The following is an 18672-nucleotide window of genomic DNA, read 5'->3' as shown; positions in this document are numbered from 1 at the left end:
CTTTAATGGAGGGTTAGATAATGTTATGTGAGAAATGCAGAATTCGCGAAGCAAATATTAAATACACAGAAGTAATCAATGGGGTAAAGACAGAGCATAACCTCTGCTCCCAATGTGCGCAGGAAATGGACTTTGGGCCTTATTCCGCAATTATTGAGGGGGAATTCCCCCTTGGCAAGCTTCTGTCGAGTCTTTTGGGACTGCAGTCTTCCGCGGCCAGACAGCAGAAGATGGATGAGGTGGCCTGTCCCACATGTGGGACCACATACGAGGAATTCGTGGAAAACAGCCGTTTCGGCTGTGCGGACTGTTACCATGTGTTTGATCTGCTGATTGGAGAGAAGATTAAGAAGCTCCAGGAGAGTGCAAGCCACACCGGCAAACAGCCGAAGATACGCCGGATGGGGAAGACGTCGGCAGAGGTCACTAGCGGTGGCGTGATGGAGTTCTCTGCGGATGAGCAGATAAAACAACTGGAGAGACATTTGCAGGCAGCAATCAGGAATGAAGATTACGAGGAAGCGGCCGTGTGCCGGGATAAAATAAAAGCCTTAAAAGAGGAGAAAGAAAAGAATGACGAGATGGTTTGAAAAAGTGAAAAATGATCCGTCCAATATCGTATCCAGCCGGATTCGTCTTTCAAGAAACTGGGAAGAATACAAGTTCCCCTCCAGGCTTGAGGAGGATGAAGCCAGATATATGGTAGGCCTGATGACCCAGGAACTGAAGAATCTGAAGGAGACGGACGGCCGCAGGTATGAGTGCAGGACACTGGAAAAGATGGAGGAGCTGGACCGCATGGAACTGCGGGAGCGCCGCCTGCTCAATAAAACACTGATGGAGAAAACGACTCCGGGCAGCATTGTTTATTCGGAGGATGAGGCGGTGAGCCTGGTATTAAACGGCGATGATCACATCCGCCTGCAGGTGCTTGCGCCGGGACTGAGACTGAAAGAATGCTATGAGGAGGCCGACCGGCTGGATGACTATATCAACGAAAAGTTCCCTTATGCATTCAGCAGCAAGTACGGCTATCTGACATCCTATCCTACTAATGTGGGAACGGGAATGAAGGCGTCCGTTGTTGTACACCTGCCGTCCCTTTCAACAAGCAAGCGGTTTCAGGAGCTTCTGGGGGATATGAGCCGGTTCGGAACGACGGTGAGGGGAGTTTACGGACGAGGTTCGGAGAACAGCGGCGATCTCTATGAGATATATAACCAGAAAACTCTGGGAGTGAATGAGCAGGAAATTATGGAACTGGTGAGCAATGTGGCCGTCCAGCTTTCCGGCCAGGAGCGGGAGGTGAGGGAGGCATCCCTCGCAAAACACCGGCTGCTCCGTGAGGATGAGGTGTACAAATCATACGGTGTTCTGAAATACGCGAGAAAGCTTTCAATGAAAGAGGCGATGACGTTTCTCTCCCATTTACGGGCGGGCATTGCGGACGGCCTCGTGGAGACAAAGGAATTTGTCAGCATTTACAATATCATGATAGGCATCCAGCCGGCGAACCTTCAGAAGTATTCCAGGCAGCCGCTCGGCAAGGATGAACTGGAAGTGGCGAGGGGAAGATATATCAGGGAGCACCTTCCGGAACTGAAATAAACTAAGCATAAAGTAAACCAAACAGGGTAATTTGCAGGAGGATCAATTTATGATAGATCGTTTTACACAGAAGGCCAGGGAGGCAATCCGCCTGGCCGTGGACACCGCGGAGGAGCTGGAACACGGGTACGTGGGAACAGAACATCTCCTTCTGGGGCTGATTAAGGAGGGAAGCGGCGTGGCTGCCGCCATCCTCGGACGATATGATGTAACGGAAGAAAAAGTGCTGGAGCTGATGGAACGCCTGATATCACCGGCGGCGCCCACCAGAATTGCGGAACAGGCGGAATATACGCCGGGAGCCAGGGCCGTACTTCAGGCCAGCTATGAGGAGGCCGTATTTTTTAAAGCGCCTCTGATTGGGACGGAGCATATACTCATTGCGATGATTAAAGAGGGGAAGTGCACGGCATCGCGCCTTCTCAACACGATGAATGTCAATATCCAGAAGCTGTATATTGATTTAATGGCGGCCATGGGGGACGACGCTCCCGCGGGCCGTGAGGAAGCGGCGGGCCGCCTGAGGAAAGAGAAGGGCAACACGCCGAATCTGGACAGTTTCAGCCGCGATCTGACCGAACTCGCGAAAGAGGGAAAGCTGGACCCGGTGATAGGGCGCGAAATTGAGATGAAAAGAGTCATCCAGATCCTGAGCAGAAGAGGGAAGAACAACCCCTGTCTGATCGGTGAGCCGGGAGTCGGAAAAACCGCGGTTGTGGAAGGACTGGCGCAGCTCATTATCTCCGGCAATGTTCCGGAGACAATTGCGAAAAAGCGAGTTGTCAGCCTGGATCTTTCCGGCATGGTGGCAGGTTCCAAATACAGGGGTGAATTCGAGGAGCGCATCAAGAAGGTTCTCTCCGAAGTCAAAGACGACGGAGATGTGCTGCTGTTTATCGATGAAATCCATACAATCATCGGCGCCGGAGGTGCGGAGGGGGCGATTGACGCATCCAATATCCTGAAACCGTCCCTTGCAAGAGGAGAAATCCAGTTGATCGGCGCAACGACGGTGGAGGAATACCGCAAATATATTGAGAAAGATGCCGCTCTGGAACGCCGTTTCCAGCCGGTTATGGTGGAAGAACCGACGGAGGAAGATTCCGTCGCGATTCTGAGAGGACTCAGAAGCCGGTACGAGGAGCACCATAAGGTGACAATCACGGATGAGGCCCTGGAGGCCGCTGTCAAGCTGTCGGCCCGCTATATCAACGACCGTTTTCTTCCCGATAAGGCGATTGACCTGATTGACGAGGCGTCTTCCAAGCTGCGTCTGACCGTGTATACGGAGCCGGAGGAGATTAAGGTTCTGGAGGAGGAGATCAAAAAGCTGGAACGCCAGAAAGAAGAGGCGATCAAGGCGGAGGCGTACGAAAAAGCCGGAGAGATCAAGAAAAAACAGGTAAAGAAGCATGAAAAGATAGATAAAATCCGCGATAAGTGGCAGAAGGAGAAGAATTCCAGAAAGCTGATTGTCGGGGAGAATGAGATAGCGGATATTGTATCCGACTGGACCCGTATTCCGGTGCGCAAGCTGGCCGAGGAGGAATCTGAGCGCCTTCTGAAACTGGAATCAATTCTCCATGAGAGGGTAGTGGGCCAGGAGGAGGCGGTGACGGCCGTCTCAAGAGCCATCCGGAGAGGCCGCGTGGGCCTTAAGGATCCGAAACGGCCGATTGGCTCCTTCCTGTTCCTTGGACCTACCGGTGTCGGCAAGACGGAGCTTTCCAAGGCGCTCTCCGAGGCCATGTTCGGTACGGAGAATGCGATGATCCGGGTTGACATGTCCGAATATATGGAGAAACACAGTGTATCCAAGATGATTGGCTCACCGCCGGGATATGTGGGATATGAGGAGGGCGGACAGCTCAGTGAGAAGGTGCGCCGCAATCCGTATACCGTCATCCTGTTCGACGAGATCGAGAAAGCGCATCCGGACGTCTTTAATATTCTGCTCCAGATTCTGGACGACGGCCATATCACCGATGCCCAGGGCAGAAAGATTGACTTTAAGAATACGGTTCTCATCATGACCTCCAATGCGGGAGCGGAGAATATTATTTCACCGAAGCGCCTTGGATTCTCGTCCGATTCGGATGCGAAAACGGACTATGAATTTATGAAAAACCGGGTTATGGACGAGGTTAAAAAAATGTTTAAACCGGAGTTCTTAAACCGTATCGACGAGATTATGGTGTTCCATCCGCTGAACCGTGAAAATATCAAAGAGATTGCTGGTATTATGCTGAAAACGATTATCAAACGGACTAAGGCACAGATTGGCATGAACCTGAATGTGGATGACGGAGCCGTAGAATATCTGGCCGAGAAAGGCTACGATGAGAAGTACGGAGCCAGGCCGCTCCGTCGGACAATCCAGAACCAGATAGAGGATAAGCTGTCAGAAGAACTGCTGGAAGGCCGCATTAAAAAGGACGATGAAGTACTTGTGACCAAAGGAAAAGAGGGGCTGGAGTTCACGCTCAAAGAGGCTCTGAAAGAGAATAAAATACTGGTCAAGTAAAAGAAACTGTGATAGAATGAGTTTACAGGAAGAAACACACAGAAGAATACCAGGAGGATAGATTTATGCCAGTAGTTAACGAGTTAATCCGCATCGAGGATGACGGTACAATCAGTTTTGGCAATTATGAATTAGCTGCAAAGTCCAAATTGCAGGATTTTGAATACAAAGGGGACTTATATAAAGTTAAAACTTTTCATGAGATAACAAAACTGGAGAGGAACGGAATGTTCGTTTATGAATCCGTACCGGGAACGGCAGTGAACCATTTTGCAGTTGATGATTCCGAGATAACCTTCACCGTGGAGGGAAACCAGGATGCACAGATTACGGTACAGCTGGAAGACGAACACGAATATGAAGTATTTATCGACGGTGTTGCAGTCGGCGGTATGACGACTAACGTAAGCGGAAAACTTGTTTTAAGCGTGGAACTGAACGAAGGCGTAACGACAGAGATTAAGATTGCAGGAAGATAGAGATAACTGATTTAACAGAATGGAGGCGATCGGCGGATCGGCCTCCATTCTTTTGATAACGGTTTAAGACTAAAAGGGAGAATTGAATGGCGAAAGCGAAGACAAGCATGTTTTTTTGCAGTGAGTGCGGTTTTGAGTCGGCGAAGTGGACCGGACAGTGTCCGGCCTGCAAGGCGTGGAATACGATGGTGGAGGAGCCCGTTTCCCAGGTAAAGACAGTGGGAAAGGGCGGAACGTCAGGAACCAGGCGGGCGTCCTCGGACGCCAGGCCGGTGACGTTGGCGGAGATTGTGCTGGATGAGGAAGACAGAATCAGAACAGGATTTGAGGAGCTGGACCGCGTGCTCGGTTCCGGAATCGTGAGGGGTTCCCTAGTCCTGGTGGGCGGCGATCCGGGTATTGGAAAGTCCACGCTGCTTTTACAGGTTTGCAGAAATCTGGCAGGGCAGAAGCAGAAAGTTCTCTATATTTCGGGTGAGGAGTCATTAAAGCAGATCAAGCTCCGGGCTAACCGGATTGGAACTGTGGACGGGCCTCTTTCATTTCTCTGTGAGACAAATCTGGGCACAATTGAGGAAGTGATTAAGAGAACCATGCCCGATGCCGTTGTCATCGATTCGATACAGACGATGTATATGGAGGAGGTAACCTCCGCTCCGGGCAGCGTGAGCCAGGTGCGGGAGTGTACCAATATTCTGATGCAGATTGCAAAGGGCCTGGGCGTTATGGTCTTTATTATTGGACATGTGACCAAGGAGGGCGTGGTGGCCGGTCCGAGAGTGCTGGAACATATGGTGGATACGGTGCTTTATTTTGAGGGGGACCGTCATGCCTCCTACCGCATTCTGAGAGGGATTAAGAACCGTTTCGGCTCCACCAATGAGATAGGCGTATTTGAGATGAGGGAGGAAGGACTTGCCGAGGTGAAGAATCCTTCGGAATTCATGCTGGACGGACGCCCCGCCGGCGCGTCGGGCGCGGTGGCGGCCTGTTCCCTGGAGGGAACAAGACCGATTATGCTGGAGGTCCAGGCCCTTGTGACAAAGACGAATTTCGGAATGCCCAGAAGAACAGCGGCCGGTACGGACTACAACCGCGTTAATCTCCTGATGGCAGTGCTGGAAAAACGGTGCCGGTATGAGCTGTCCCAGTTCGACGCCTATGTCAATATCGCCGGAGGAATGAAAATGAATGAACCGGCTCTTGACCTGGCTATCGTGATGGCGCTCATTTCGAGCTACAAAGACCGGCCGGTGGATGAAAAGACGGTGATATTCGGGGAGGTCGGCCTCTCGGGTGAAGTGAGGGCCGTGTCCATGTCGGAACAGAGGGTGAATGAGGCGGTAAAACTTGGCTTTACACGCTGCATCATGCCGCAGGTGAGCCTGGATAAACTGAAAAAGAGGAAAGATATCGAGCTTGCCGGAGTCAGCAATGTGAGGGAAGCGATTAACCTGATTTAGGCCCGTTATGAAGATGAGAAAATGGGGATATTGTTATTCTGAAAGGAATAATTAAAACAATTTATTTAATTAAAACAATTTTCGACAACTTTAGAAAAACCGATTGACATACTGCCTGTCCTGTGGTATTATACTTGCGCAGGCAATTTTAGGGGAATAGTTCAATGGCAGAGCAACGGTCTCCAAAACCGTTAATGGGGGTTCGAATCCCTCTTCCCCTGCTAATGATTAAGGAATTAAGAAAAGCTCAGAAACCTTTGATTTTAGAAGGGAATCTGAGCTTTTTTGTTTTGTTTGGGTATGGTATAATTAATTTACGTAAAAATGACAATGTGGAGGGACGTTATGAAATTGATACCGGGTATTTGTACAAAATGTGGAGCAACTTTATCGGTTAACAAAGAAAATGATGCTATGGTCTGTCCATATTGTAATACTCCTTTTATTGTAGAAAAGGCCATTCAAAACTTTAATAATACATATAATATAACGAATAATATTACAGCTCAAAATGTTTTCGTTCAAAAATCAAATGATGATTTTGAAATTATAGCGGGCGTTTTGACTAAATATCTTGGAAGTGCCGTTAATGTCATAATTCCTGACGGAGTAACAAGTATAGGGGATAAGTATGGGGATCAGTGGGGGAGTCAACACAGGGAAAATTATGCATTTTTAAATACTATGATTGAAAGTGTGATAATGCCCGACAGTGTAGTTAAAATTGGTAGTTATGCATTTTACGGCTGTACCAGACTACAAAAAATAGTTTTGTCAAAAAATTTAGAGAGTATCAGTCAGTGGGCATTTATACCGCGCGTAGATGAATTACATATACCTGATAAAATTGTACCTGAAGATGTAGTGTTTTTAAGCGCCAAGCGTTTATATGTGACCAGACTAGGTGCTGAAAGATATGGATTAAAATTATTTGACGATTATTTATATTCTTTATCCCATCCTTCGCCTGATGCTTTTATTGAAGAAGTTTATGTAGACGATAAAAAAGTGGATTTTGATGATTTTATAAAAATATTCTCTGATGCGCTGGGTGTCAAGAATTTTTTGTATAGTCAAAACGAACAAATCATGAGATGGAAAAGAAATTCATTATGCCAATATTGTGGAGGAGATTTTAAGGGATTTATTACTCAGAAATGTAAAAATTGTGGAAGAGAAAGAGATTACTAATCTGGTATATTGCGCAGCGTGTTACAGGGCGCAGCGTGAACGGTAACTTGTTTCTAAATGATGCGATTTTCCCCCTCATTGCTTTCTTGACACGCCCCCAATTTTCCAGTATGCTTGTTATAACAGAAACAATGGGGGAAAGGGGGGCATGGACATATTACTTGAGACGAAAGCAAAAGAATTTGTCTGCCGGCTTCAGAGAGCCTACCTGGTGGAGCGTGATGTGCAGAAGGTTTTATCCTGCATGGATGAAGATGTGGAATGGATAGGGACCGGAGAACAGGAGATTGGACGCGGAATCGGAAACGCGGGAGAATTTCTGGAACAGGAATACCGGTTGTTTCCAGGCTCATTTGCCATTGTGGAAGAAGAGTATGATGTGAGAATCCTGGACGGGCATACGGCCTCAATATTTGGCGTGCTGGTGGTGCAGGAGACGGGAAGAGAAGAGATTTTTGAGAGCCAGAGAATCCGTATGACCCTGCTGTGCCGGGAAGAGGACGGAGAGCTCAGGATCCTGCAGATACATATGTCTGCCGGCAGCGATAACCAGAAGGAAAATGAATTTTTCCCGAGAACGGTGCAGGAGAATAACACGGGAAGTTTGATACGTCTTCTGGACGAGCAGGCGATTTTACTGAGAGAACAGAACGAAAACCTGAATGCACTGATGGAAAATGTGCCGGGCGGCGTTATGTGCTGCGAATTTAATGAGAATCTGGATTTGCTGCAGTACAGCCGTGGCTTTCTTGATATGTTTGGATATACCAGGGAAGAGATGGAGCAGGAATTTAAAAATCAGTTCAAGCGTCTGATTTATCCCGATGATCTGGAAGCGACATGGAAATCCGTCTGTGAACAGCTTGCCAGGGGGAAGACAAAGAAGATAGAGTACCGGGTCATCTGCCGGGACGGCAGCCTGATGGCGGTCTTAGATCACGGCCAGTTGGTGGAGCGGGAAGGAAAGGAAGTATTTTACTGCATTCTGACCGATATCACCGAAAACCGTAAGGTCCTGGAGGAGCTTCGGCTGAGCCTGGAAAGACATCGGATCATCATGGAACAGACCAATGATATAATTTTTGAGTGGAACATGGCCGACGATTCTATTTCCTTTTCCGACAACTGGGTGAAGAAATTCGGTTATTACCCGATTTCAGAGAATGTCAGCTCGATGGCTGCCGTCAGCCATGTCCATCCCGACGATCTGCCGATTCTGATGAATGCGGTCCGTGATATGAGAAGGGATGTGGCGGTCAGGGAGATAGAAATCCGGATCGCGAAGAATGATGGGGCCTATCTTTGGTGCAGAATTAAGATTGCCCTGCAGGAGACCAGACAGGCCGGCAGAAAAAAGGCAATCGGCGTCATCTCGGATATAGACAAAGAGAAGAGAAATGTGGATATGCTGGTGGAGAAGGCGCTTCATGATGCGCTGACCGGCCTTTATAACAAGGCGGCGACGGCGGAACTCGGAGGCAAATATATTGAGAAAGCCACCGCAGATTATCCCTGTGCATTTGTCATTATCGATTTGGATAATTTTAAATATATTAATGATGTTTATGGTCATTTGAGCGGAGACGTTCTGCTCTCCGATATTGCCCTGCTGCTGAAGCGTACCTTCCGTTCGGGAGATATTATCGGGCGGATTGGCGGGGATGAGTTCGTGGTGATTATGCCGGGAGCGCGTTCCCAGGATGTGATATTGGATAAATTTGAGCAGATCCGGGAGCGGATGGAAGAGTTCCTTGAGCGCGACGGCTACATGCTATCCTGCAGCGCCGGAGCGGCCTTTGCGCCTCTGGATGGCTGTGATTACCAGACGCTTTATAAAAATGCCGATTTGGCGCTGTATAAGGCGAAGGAAAAGGGCAAAAACCAGTGTTCATTTTATCATTCGATCCTGCAGGCGGAGAACAGCATCAGACGCAGCGCCGCCCAGCTTCCGGCAGAGTCAAGGGGGCAGGAAGATTACAGGAACCAGACGCTGGGCGAGTATGTATTTACCGTGCTGCAGCAGGAGGAAGACATTTCTAAAGCCATATCACAGGTTCTGGAGATTGTGGGCAGGCAGTTTGGGGTCAGCCGCGTTTATATATTTGAAGATTCTGAGGACGGCGCGACCTGTTCCAATACATTTGAATGGTGCAATGAAGGGGTGAAGCCGCAGAAGGATTTCCTTCAGGACACGGAATATACGGATGGCAACCGGTATGATGAACTGTTCGATGAGAACGGAATTTTCTACTGCCGCGACATCAACGGTCTCACCGGCAGGACAAAGGATGTGCTTGCATCACAGGAAATCATTTCCATGCTGCAATGTCTTTTAAAGGACAGAAAGAAAAGGAGCGGTTTCATCGGTTTTGACCAGTGCTGGGAAAAACGCATTTGGACCCGGGAGCAGATTAATGTGCTCAGCACCGTTTCAGGGGCGGTCGGGGTGTTTCTGACGCAGCTTCGGATGGAAAAGAAGATAAAAAAGCTGATATTGACACGTTCTTGACAGTGATTTGACAATATCTGGTAATCTCTATATTATAGTTAGATACAACTTGTTACATACAGGGCAGAGGAGGTAGACTTATGGAGAAATCAGATCCTTTATTATTGCTTGACAATGGTACATTAGCTTATATTTTGGGGGATGGCGAGTATCGCTTTACAAATCTGAAGTTTGATGAAGCGAAAGCAATTATTGAGATGAAGGGGGAAGCGGAAGAAGAGGTAGTCCAGGTGTTCAGAAATCCTGAGCTGGAGAAGGTGATGTATGCCTATCTCGGGCTTGAAGAGATGAAATTTAATTATGAACCCGAGGCACATCTGCATGTCGGCCAGGATGCGATTGCATTTAAGCTGTATGTCACCCCGTCCGGCACCCAGCCGATCGTTCTGGGGGAGGAAGGACAGCAGGCGGTAAAGATCAAGAATCTTTATATTTACTGTCAGCATATTGTAAGAATGAAATAAGAGGGGAGACATCATACGATGATGCTGCCCCGAACGGAAAATACAGGGAGCCTGTGGATGTAATATGTCCGCAGGCTCCCTGTGCTTTGGACGGGGAGTGGGGAAGGGGAATACCATAGGCTTACGGCAGAAAAATACGGAGACAGATCAAAAGAAAAGGGAAAATCTGCGGAAAGGATTGCGCTTGTCTGTGTAATAGACTATAATAAGAACATATGTTTAGCTGGAAATTTTATGTAATCTTATAAATTTTGGCAAACTGCAAACCTTATCAAAAATAATCTTCACAACGGTTTCCGCGAACAAAAGTTACAAAAGAGAATAGAATTGTGAAATTAGTTATAAATTCCTGTATAACATGGAAGGTTTTGTCAATAATGTACAAAGGAAAAAAACGATTTTCCATCAAATATAATTTGACAAAATTCGCGATTGATGCTATAAGTATTAATTGAATCAGCAATAAGTTGCACCAGTTAAAGGAGTTTTGATTATGAAACAGAGAAGAATTATGTTAGGAACTGTAGAAGATGCAAAAAATTTTGTAGCAGCTGCAACGAAATGCGATTTCGATATTGATGTATTTTATAACCGCGTCGTGATTGACGCCAAATCTCTTTTGGGCGTAATGAGCCTTGATATGACGAGAGTACTGACAGTAGAATATGACGGAGAGAATAAAGATTTTGAAGCATTTCTTGATAGGACGGCGGTAAAAGCCGTCACAGCTGCTTAATTGATTTTTGCATACAATTTGAGAAAAGGGATTGCAGGAGACTGCAGTCTCTTTTTCTTGATTTACGGGAAATTACGTCCTATGAATCAAAAATGCTCCGCGAGGATGCTCATGCCGCGCAGAGGTATGATTTTGTATTGACGCAGTCGGGAGGGAGAAGGACAGATGGAGATGAAAGGGAAACAGATACGGGTTTCTGTGCGGAACCTGGTGGAATTTGTCCTGCGCTCCGGCGATATAGATAACAGAAGGACCGCAATTGACCAGAAAGAGGCCATGCTGGCGGGAGGCCGCATCCACCGGAAGATCCAGAAAAAGATGGGCTCCGGTTATCAGTCCGAGGTGGTGTTAAAGTGCACCGTGGAGGAGGACGGCTTTGAAATTCTGGTAGAAGGAAGAGCCGACGGCATTATCCGGGAGGGAAACCGCGCGACGATCGATGAGATAAAGGGCGTTTACATGGATATTGGAGAGCTGGAAGAGGCGGTGGAAATCCATCTGGCCCAGGCCATGTGTTACGGCTATTTTTACGGTTCGGAGGAGAACCTGGACGAGCTGACGATACAGGTGACGTACTGTAATCTGGATACCGAAGAGATCAAACGGTTCCAGGTGATTAAGACCACGGAGGAACTGAAGGAATGGTTTATGGGTCTGATTCACGAGTATGTCAAATGGGCCAGATATCTGCACCACAATGCGGAACGCCGCGATGAATCCCTGAAAGAGCTGGAATTTCCGTTTCCCTACAGGGAAGGGCAGAGGGAGCTGGCGGTCAGCGTGTACAGGACCGAAGCGAGAAGGCGGAAACTCTTTATCCAGGCTCCGACCGGAATTGGAAAGACGCTTTCCACCGTATTCCCCAGCTTAAAAGCAATTGGTGAGGGCCACGGAGATAAGCTTTTTTACCTGACGGCCAAGACAATCACGAGAGGGGTGGCGGAGGAGGCCTTTGCCATTTTGAGGGAGCGCGGCCTTTATTTCCGTTCCGTCACCATAACGGCCAAGGATAAGCTCTGTTTTCTGGACAAACCGGAATGCAACCCGGATGCCTGTCCTTATGCAAAAGGCCATTTTGACAGGGTGAATGATGCGGTTTACGAGATCGTCCACAAGGAATTCGGGATAACGAGAGACGTGATACTACGGTATGCGGAAAAATTTCAGGTCTGCCCCTTTGAATTCTGTCTCGATATCAGCAGTTTTGTGGACGGCATCATCTGTGATTACAATTACGTTTTTGATCCCGATGTGCGGCTCAAACGTTACTTTGCAGACGGGGCCAAGGGGGAATATATTTTTCTGATTGACGAGGCCCATAACCTGGTGCCGAGGGCGCGGGAGATGTACAGCGCCGCTCTGATAAAGGAAGACGTGCTGGCGGCAAAGCGCCTTGTGAAGGAGAGGTCCGCCGGCCTTACAAAGCAGTTGGAGCGCGTCAATAAAATTCTGCTTGAGATGAAACGCGACAGTGAGGGCTGGCAAATTCTGCCCGATGCGGATCATCTGGTGACGGCGCTGACCTCCCTGTTCTCGGTACTGGAAAAGTTTATGGACGACTATAAGGGGAATGACGGGCGGGAGGAGCTGCTGGATTTCTATTTTTGCGTGAGAAACTTCCTCAATATTTATGAGAGGGTGGACGAGCATTACCGTATTTATACGGAACTGACGGAGTACGGGAACTTTATGATCAAACTGCTCTGTGTAAATCCCATCGTCCATATCGGAGAATGCCTTGCACAGGGAAACAGCACGGTGTTTTTCTCGGCAACCCTCCTTCCCATCAAATATTACAGACAGCTTTTAAGCAATGATGAGGAAGACTATACGGTTTACGTCAATTCGCCGTTTCCGCAGGAGAACCGCCTTCTGCTGGCGGCTACCGATGTGACGAGCCGCTATACGAGGAGAAACCGGGCCGAATACAAAAAGATACTGGATTATATCCGCCAGGCGGCGGAAGTGAAGAAGGGAAACTATATCGTGTTTTTTCCATCCTACCAATATATGAACCGTGTCCTGGAGCTGGTGGACAGCGGACGGATCCTGCGTCCGGACGGAGACGATGAATTGATGGCGGAAGCCGGATTAACGGTGGAAAACGGATGGAAATCCTTGGATTTTGCGGATTTTGTCCAGGTGGAGCAATCCGTTTTTGATACGGAAAAAGGATCCGAAGTGGAGGAGACACAGGATGCGGGCGAACAGGAAGCCGTCTTAATTTCGGAACAGACGGATGAGCCGGACCAATCGACATCATCGGACAAACTAATGGAAGACGGGATTGAGTGGCTGGTACAGGGAAGCAGGATGAGCGATTCGGAGCGTGAGGATTTTTTAAAGGAATTTGAGAAAGAACGGGATCATTCCCTGGTGGCGTGCTGTGTCATGGGAGGCCTGTTTTCCGAAGGAATTGATCTGAAAGAAGAGAGATTGATCGGGGCAGTCATTGTCGGGACGGGACTTCCAATGGTATGTACGGAGCAGGAGATATTAAAAGGGTATTTTGATGAGGAGGAACAGGAAGGATTTGCCTTCTCCTATCAGTATCCGGGCATGAATAAAGTCATGCAGGCGGCGGGCCGCGTGATCCGGACGGTAGCCGATAAGGGAATTATCCTGCTTCTGGACGACAGGTTCCTGAGGAATGACTACCGGGAACTGTTTCCCAGGGAATGGAGCGACTGCAGCAGGGTGACGCTTCGAACGGTCAGAAAAAAACTGGAGGAATTCTGGTCCCGCCAATGAATGGGAAAACCGGCTCTGCACAAAGCGTCTGCTAAGCAGCAGGCCGGCGGCGGAGGTGCGTCAGAAAAAAGCCGATTGGGTTAAGTGATTACTCAATCGGTTTTTCTTTGTCTGCGTCCGCATGCTCTTCCAGCAGTTCGATAAACTGCCTGGCGGCCTGGGAAATAGGCAGCGTCTCATTATGCACGACAACGAGCTGCCGTACGGGGAGGATTTCCTCCAGGTTCAAGATAAAGAAATTGTCATCCTGCTGTGGAATGCAGAAATCGGGAACAAAGGCAATTCCAAGCCCGATTTTAGCCAGATCGATGAGCAGGTCGTTGCTGCTGAGCTCTATCTCGGGAACGAGATCAAGCTGATGCTTCTGGAACATGCTGTGGAGAAATTCACTGGTGGTACTTTTTCGATCCAGCATCAGAATGGGATAGGACTGAAGCTCTTTCAGCGTGATAATTCTGTCTTTCAGCGGGAAGTAGTCCTCATTTGCCACAAACACGTCTGAAAATTCATGGATGACCTGAATATTCTGCGTGTTGGACAGACCGGAGTTCGGGTAATTGGTGATAATGAAATCTACCTGTCCGTTTTCAAGGAGACGGGCGCATTCAATGGAGGTGCGGTTTGTGACCTTGATATGGATATTTGGATACATTTTGTGAAATTCATTTAAAAACGGTACCAGAAAATAGCGGCAGATTGTGTCGCTGGCGCCGATACGGAGCTGTCCGCCGTTCAGGGTGTTTGCTTCCAGAAGCTGGGTTTCCCCTTTTTTAATCAGATTCATCGCAGGTTCTATATGTTTTAACAGGATCTCACCCTCGGGTGTCAGCTGGACACGCTTTGTGCTTCTGATAAAAAGCGTCTGGTTCAGTTTCTTTTCCAAAACCTTGATGGACTGGCTGACCGCAGACTGAGAGATGAAGAGCTGCTTTGAGGCTTCCGAAAAGCTGAGAGTGGAAGCAACGTGGTAAAAAACCTTATATAATTCATAATTGATATCCATTTATTAGTCCCCCTTATAATGCTGTATAGAGTTTAGCACAGGTTCAGGGGGAAGTAAAGGGGGAAGGGGGGAGCTTTCTGTCCCGGTTGAGGTGTTGTGAGGGGAAGGAATACCTGGGAAGAAAAACTTGAGGAAGGAATACTTTATGATAGCACAGAGGGGCGGCAGGTGGATACTGTGAAATTATGGAAGATGAGTGAAATGGTGGAATAAAAGCAGAGGGTCGGTTTCAGACGGGGGTGGATTTTGATATGGGAGAATACAGGAAAATGCAGGAACCAGAAAGAGTGTGGAGAAGCTTAAGTTTGAAGGAGAGATTTTTAAGGGACTGCGGCGGGAGGAGGCTGCAGGGGAAGAAAAATATATTGTTGACTTTTTAACAGTCCTTTGATATGCTTTACAAGTTAGTTAGCATGAACTAACTTTTGCGCGGAGTACGGTGCAGGAGAAAGTAAAAGAGCGCGAAAGAGAAGAGGAAAGGAGGATGAGTTTGGCGTATATTTGGATTAACCCGGTGACGGAGAGCATGTATGAGGAGACTGTGCTGGAACGTTTTCTGGAACGGAGGGGACTGGTCCGGGTGAGGTGCGCAACGGACTGGGGGAGTATTGTGAGAGAGAAGTATAAAAGGCTTGTGGAAGTGAGCGAAGTAACGATAGCCGACGCGCGCTGCCCGATGGCCTGCGGGCTGGTAAGGGAAGCGCAGAGCAAGCGGAGGCAGGGGGAGAAAATGGGCGGAGAGACAGGGGTGAAGGTGGCGGATATTGAGCCTATCCTGATTCACTGTGCCAGGGAAATCAGCGGCCGTGAAGAGTTTGGAGATGGAGAAAAGATTATTACGACTCCATGCCGTTCTCTTGCGGACATGGGAAATTTCCTGGGGCTTAAACATACACGTTTTGTAACTTGGAATGAATTTCTTGAGGAGATGGGAGAACGGCCCGAAGGACGGCTGCCGGAGGCAAGTCCGATCCCGCTCGGATTTTTCAGCGGTTTGGAGGGAAACGTTGAAAGCCTGACGGGAAAGGAAATCATAGAGAATTATATGGAACGCCCGGGCGGCGGGGAAACTGCCCTCGTGGAGATGTTGTATTGTGACAGGGGATGCCACAACGGGGACGGCGTGGTAAGAAAAGTGCGTGAAAAAGAAGATATGAGAGAAGATGTAGAAGATATAAAAAAAGATGTGAAAGAAGATGTAAAAGAACATATAAAAGAGGATACGGAGATTTCAAGAGGAGAGTGAAATGCATGAAAGATAAGGCGAAAAATGCACTGGCCGCGGCGGCGGGGATTTTAGCGGTCCTGCTCCTCTGGGATGCCGTGTGCAGGACAGGGCTGCTTAGCTCTTACGTGCTTCCTCCGCCTTCCAGGGTATTGCAGAGCTTTTATAAGATGCTTTTAAACGGGGAACTGCGGGAGGACATTGCGATCAGTTTTATCCGTGTTATGAAGGGCTTTTCTATTGCATTTCTGCTGGCTTTTTTACTTGGGATGGTGCGGGCGATGCTGCCGGGTTCCGGCAGGTATTATGAGTATATTGTGCAGTTTTTCCGCAATGTGCCGCCGCTCAGCATGATACCGCTTTTGATTCTCTGGTGCGGAATCGGGGAAACTACGAAGACCGTTATTATCGTACTGGCCTCCTTTTTCCCGATGTATTTAAGCATTGTCAAGGGATTTACCGGGTGTGACAGGAAACTCCTGGAGGTCGGGGATATGTTTGGTTATTCCCGGGGACGCAAATTTATGAGGATCGTGCTTCCCCATGCTTCGGCCGATATTCTGGTCGGCATGCGGGTCGGCCTGGGCTATAGCTGGCGGGCCATTATCGGAGCGGAGATGGTTGCGGCTTCCACCGGGCTGGGGCATATGATCCTGTTTGCCCAGCAGATGTCCAGGACGGACAAGGTGATTGTGGGAATTCTGGTGATCGGGGCGGTGGGGTATGTGACCGATCGGCTTTTTGCCCTTGTAATCAGTAAATTTTTGAAAGGATCCTGTGACAATGGCTGGAATTGAACTGATTGACGTACATAAACAATATCTGGTGGAAGACAGGGCCGTCCGGGTCCTGAACGGCGTCAGCCTGAAAATACCGGAAAAGAAGATTACCGTCATCCTGGGGCGGAGCGGCTGCGGAAAGACGACGCTTCTGCGCCTTACAGGAGGTCTGGAGGAGGCGGATCAGGGGGAGATAAGATACGGGGAATCCCACAGGACGGCGTTCGTCTTTCAGGAACCCAGGCTCATGCCCTGGCTTACGGTGCAGAACAATATAACGTTTGGGCTTACGAAGAAGGAAAAGGACAGGAAAAAGACGGCGGACATCATCGCCTCGGTCGGCCTTACGGGATTTGAAAAGGCATATCCGGCCCAGTTATCGGGAGGAATGCAGCAGAGGACCGCGATTGCCAGGGCTCTCGCATATGAACCGTCCTTCATTATGATGGACGAGCCCTTTGCGGCCCTTGACTACTTTACCAGGGAACAGATGCAGAAAGAGCTTCTGCGGGTCCAGAAAAATAAGAAGAGCAGTATTCTGTTTGTGACCCACAGCATCGATGAGGCCCTGATCCTGGGAGACGAGATCGTAATCATCGAAAAAGGACTTGTAAAGGCCCGGTGTACGGTCCCTGAAACGGCAGGGGAACGGAACCTTTTAGACGATTCATTTATTTCCCTGAAAAGAGAAATTATTAATAACCTAAACACAATCAATAACCTAAACACAGAAGAAACAGGAGGAAACTGATTTATGAGACGATTTATGGCATTAGGACTTGCAGTATGCATGGGAGCGATGGGGCTGGCCGGCTGCGCAAAAGCAGATTCCGGCTCCGCAAAGGAAACGGCACAGGCCGGCACACAGGCAAATCAGAGCTCATCGGAGGAAAGCCAGGCGGCGAAGGCAGACTCGGGACTTGACAAACTGGTGCTCACCTATGTGACGTCCCCTCTCAATATTCCTACCATCGTTGAGAAGCATGAAACTATTTTTGCCGACAGTTTTAAAGATATGGGAATCACGGTGGAGTATGCGGAGATTAATTCCGGCGCGGATCAGACACAGGCTCTGGCATCCGGCGACGTACAGATTCTCTATGCGGTGGGTGCCACCTCGGTGGTACTCTCTGCCGCAAACGGGGCCGATATCAAGGTTCTCAACATGTACAGCCGCTCGCCCGAGGCCTTCCGTCTCTATTCAAAAGATGAGGACATAAGCACGCCGGAGAGCCTGAAGGGAAAGACGGTAGCGGGGCCTGCGGGAACCAATCTGCATGAACTTCTCGTATCCTACCTGGCTTCCGGAGGACTGACGATTGACGATATCAACTATGTGAACATGTCCATCCCCGACGCCAAGGCAGGCCTGGATGGAGGCAGCGTCGACGCGGCTCTGGTTGCAGGCGCTGCGGCTTATCAGGCGGATCAGCAGGGATACAATCTCGTAACCGACGGCGAGGGCCTTATCAAAGCCATCATTGCCGTAGCGGTAAGGGCAGACTTCTACGAACAGCACAGGGATGTCATCGACCGCTTTATGGAGGCCCAGCAGAAAATAGCCGCATTCATCGCAGAAAACCAGGACGAGGCCCTTAAAATAGCGGCCCAGGAACTGGACCTGGACGAAGAGGCGGCCCGTGAAATGTATGAATACTACGATTTCTCAATGGAAATCAGCGACGAAGACAGAGAAGGATTCCAGAAAACAGCCGATTTCATGCTGGAAGCCGACATGATAGAGGAACCGCTGGATGTGAGCACGTTATTTTTACAGTGATAACGAAAGGACACCACGGAATCAATAGAACAAATCAGCGGCCGCAGGCCGGGGCTGGGAATGGCGATACCCAAACGCGTCTTCAGTCCCGGCCATAACCTGTCTGTGGGGAAGGAGGGAGAAAAAGATTCCGGAGGGAACCTGGGAGTTCATCGGCACT

16 protein-coding genes and 1 tRNA gene are annotated in these 18672 nt (G+C 48.9%); 16 read left to right on the top strand and 1 reads right to left on the bottom strand.

The genetic code is table 11. The annotated features are described in order from the left end of the window. Window positions 1-20: 20 nt before the first annotated feature. From QZT18_RS01385 to QZT18_RS01335, 11 genes are all read left to right on the top strand, one after another. Entirely contained in the window at window positions 21-590 is a 570-nt protein-coding gene (locus QZT18_RS01385; protein WP_294143687.1) for a UvrB/UvrC motif-containing protein, read from the top strand. After that, on the top strand, window positions 574-1608 hold the full coding sequence (locus QZT18_RS01380) for an ATP--guanido phosphotransferase (protein WP_294143686.1): 1035 nt from the start codon (window positions 574-576) through the stop codon (window positions 1606-1608). Before QZT18_RS01385 ends, QZT18_RS01380 begins: the two co-directional genes overlap by 17 nt. Before the next feature lie 49 nt (window positions 1609-1657). Further along, window positions 1658-4132 carry an ATP-dependent Clp protease ATP-binding subunit gene (locus tag QZT18_RS01375; protein ID WP_294143685.1) on the top strand — a complete coding sequence of 825 codons (2475 nt, stop codon included), beginning with the start codon at window positions 1658-1660 and terminating at the stop codon, window positions 4130-4132. 65 nt (window positions 4133-4197) lie between these two features. Beyond that, a complete protein-coding gene (locus tag QZT18_RS01370; RefSeq protein WP_125140142.1) occupies window positions 4198-4611 on the top strand; it encodes an endosialidase in 414 nt (137 codons plus the stop codon). Between the two features lie 86 nt (window positions 4612-4697). After that, a complete protein-coding gene (radA, locus tag QZT18_RS01365) occupies window positions 4698-6074 on the top strand; it encodes a DNA repair protein RadA (protein WP_294143684.1) in 1377 nt (458 codons plus the stop codon). Window positions 6075-6224: 150 nt separating this feature from the next. Next, window positions 6225-6295: transfer RNA gene (locus QZT18_RS01360), tRNA-Trp, on the top strand. A 124-nt stretch (window positions 6296-6419) separates the two neighbouring features. After that, window positions 6420-7265, top strand: a complete 846-nt coding sequence (locus tag QZT18_RS01355; RefSeq protein WP_294143683.1) for a leucine-rich repeat domain-containing protein — start codon at window positions 6420-6422, stop codon at window positions 7263-7265. Between the two features lie 148 nt (window positions 7266-7413). After that, window positions 7414-9774: a diguanylate cyclase domain-containing protein gene (locus tag QZT18_RS01350; RefSeq protein WP_294143682.1), complete on the top strand. Its 2361-nt coding sequence runs from the start codon at window positions 7414-7416 to the stop codon at window positions 9772-9774. Between the two features lie 80 nt (window positions 9775-9854). Continuing rightward, window positions 9855-10238, top strand: a complete 384-nt coding sequence (locus QZT18_RS01345; protein ID WP_125140145.1) for a hypothetical protein — start codon at window positions 9855-9857, stop codon at window positions 10236-10238. A gap of 493 nt (window positions 10239-10731) precedes the next feature. Next, a complete protein-coding gene (locus tag QZT18_RS01340) occupies window positions 10732-10974 on the top strand; it encodes an HPr family phosphocarrier protein (protein ID WP_294143681.1) in 243 nt (80 codons plus the stop codon). Window positions 10975-11139: 165 nt separating this feature from the next. After that, window positions 11140-13725, top strand: coding sequence for an ATP-dependent DNA helicase (locus QZT18_RS01335; RefSeq protein WP_294143680.1), 2586 nt, complete (start codon window positions 11140-11142; stop codon window positions 13723-13725). 88 nt (window positions 13726-13813) lie between these two features. Here the strand turns inward: QZT18_RS01335 and QZT18_RS01330 are convergent, their stop codons facing one another. Beyond that, a complete protein-coding gene (locus QZT18_RS01330) occupies window positions 13814-14728 on the bottom strand; it encodes a LysR family transcriptional regulator (RefSeq protein ID WP_294143679.1) in 915 nt (304 codons plus the stop codon). Between the two features lie 251 nt (window positions 14729-14979). On the opposite strand from QZT18_RS01330, the gene QZT18_RS01325 reads away from it, so the two are divergent. The 5 genes from QZT18_RS01325 (at window position 14980) to QZT18_RS01305 (ending at window position 18512) form a co-directional block, all read left to right on the top strand. After that, the gene (locus tag QZT18_RS01325) at window positions 14980-15108 is read left to right on the top strand and encodes a hypothetical protein (RefSeq protein WP_294143677.1); all 129 of its coding nucleotides are present in this window, start codon (window positions 14980-14982) and stop codon (window positions 15106-15108) included. A 110-nt stretch (window positions 15109-15218) separates the two neighbouring features. Beyond that, entirely contained in the window at window positions 15219-15974 is a 756-nt protein-coding gene (locus tag QZT18_RS01320) for a hypothetical protein (RefSeq protein WP_294143675.1), read from the top strand. A 5-nt stretch (window positions 15975-15979) separates the two neighbouring features. Then, the gene (locus tag QZT18_RS01315) at window positions 15980-16750 is read left to right on the top strand and encodes an ABC transporter permease (protein WP_294143674.1); all 771 of its coding nucleotides are present in this window, start codon (window positions 15980-15982) and stop codon (window positions 16748-16750) included. Further along, window positions 16737-17483 carry an ABC transporter ATP-binding protein gene (locus tag QZT18_RS01310; protein WP_294143673.1) on the top strand — a complete coding sequence of 249 codons (747 nt, stop codon included), beginning with the start codon at window positions 16737-16739 and terminating at the stop codon, window positions 17481-17483. Before QZT18_RS01315 ends, QZT18_RS01310 begins: the two co-directional genes overlap by 14 nt. 3 nt (window positions 17484-17486) lie before the next feature. Then, window positions 17487-18512, top strand: a complete 1026-nt coding sequence (locus QZT18_RS01305; protein WP_294143672.1) for an ABC transporter substrate-binding protein — start codon at window positions 17487-17489, stop codon at window positions 18510-18512. The last annotated feature ends 160 nt before the right edge of the window (window positions 18513-18672 follow it).

The sequence above is a fragment of the uncultured Clostridium sp. genome (genome assembly GCF_900547735.1).
Lineage (GTDB): Bacteria > Bacillota > Clostridia > Lachnospirales > Lachnospiraceae > Otoolea.
Note: the sequence above shows the minus strand (reverse complement) of the source record. Positions and strands in the feature narration are given on the sequence as shown.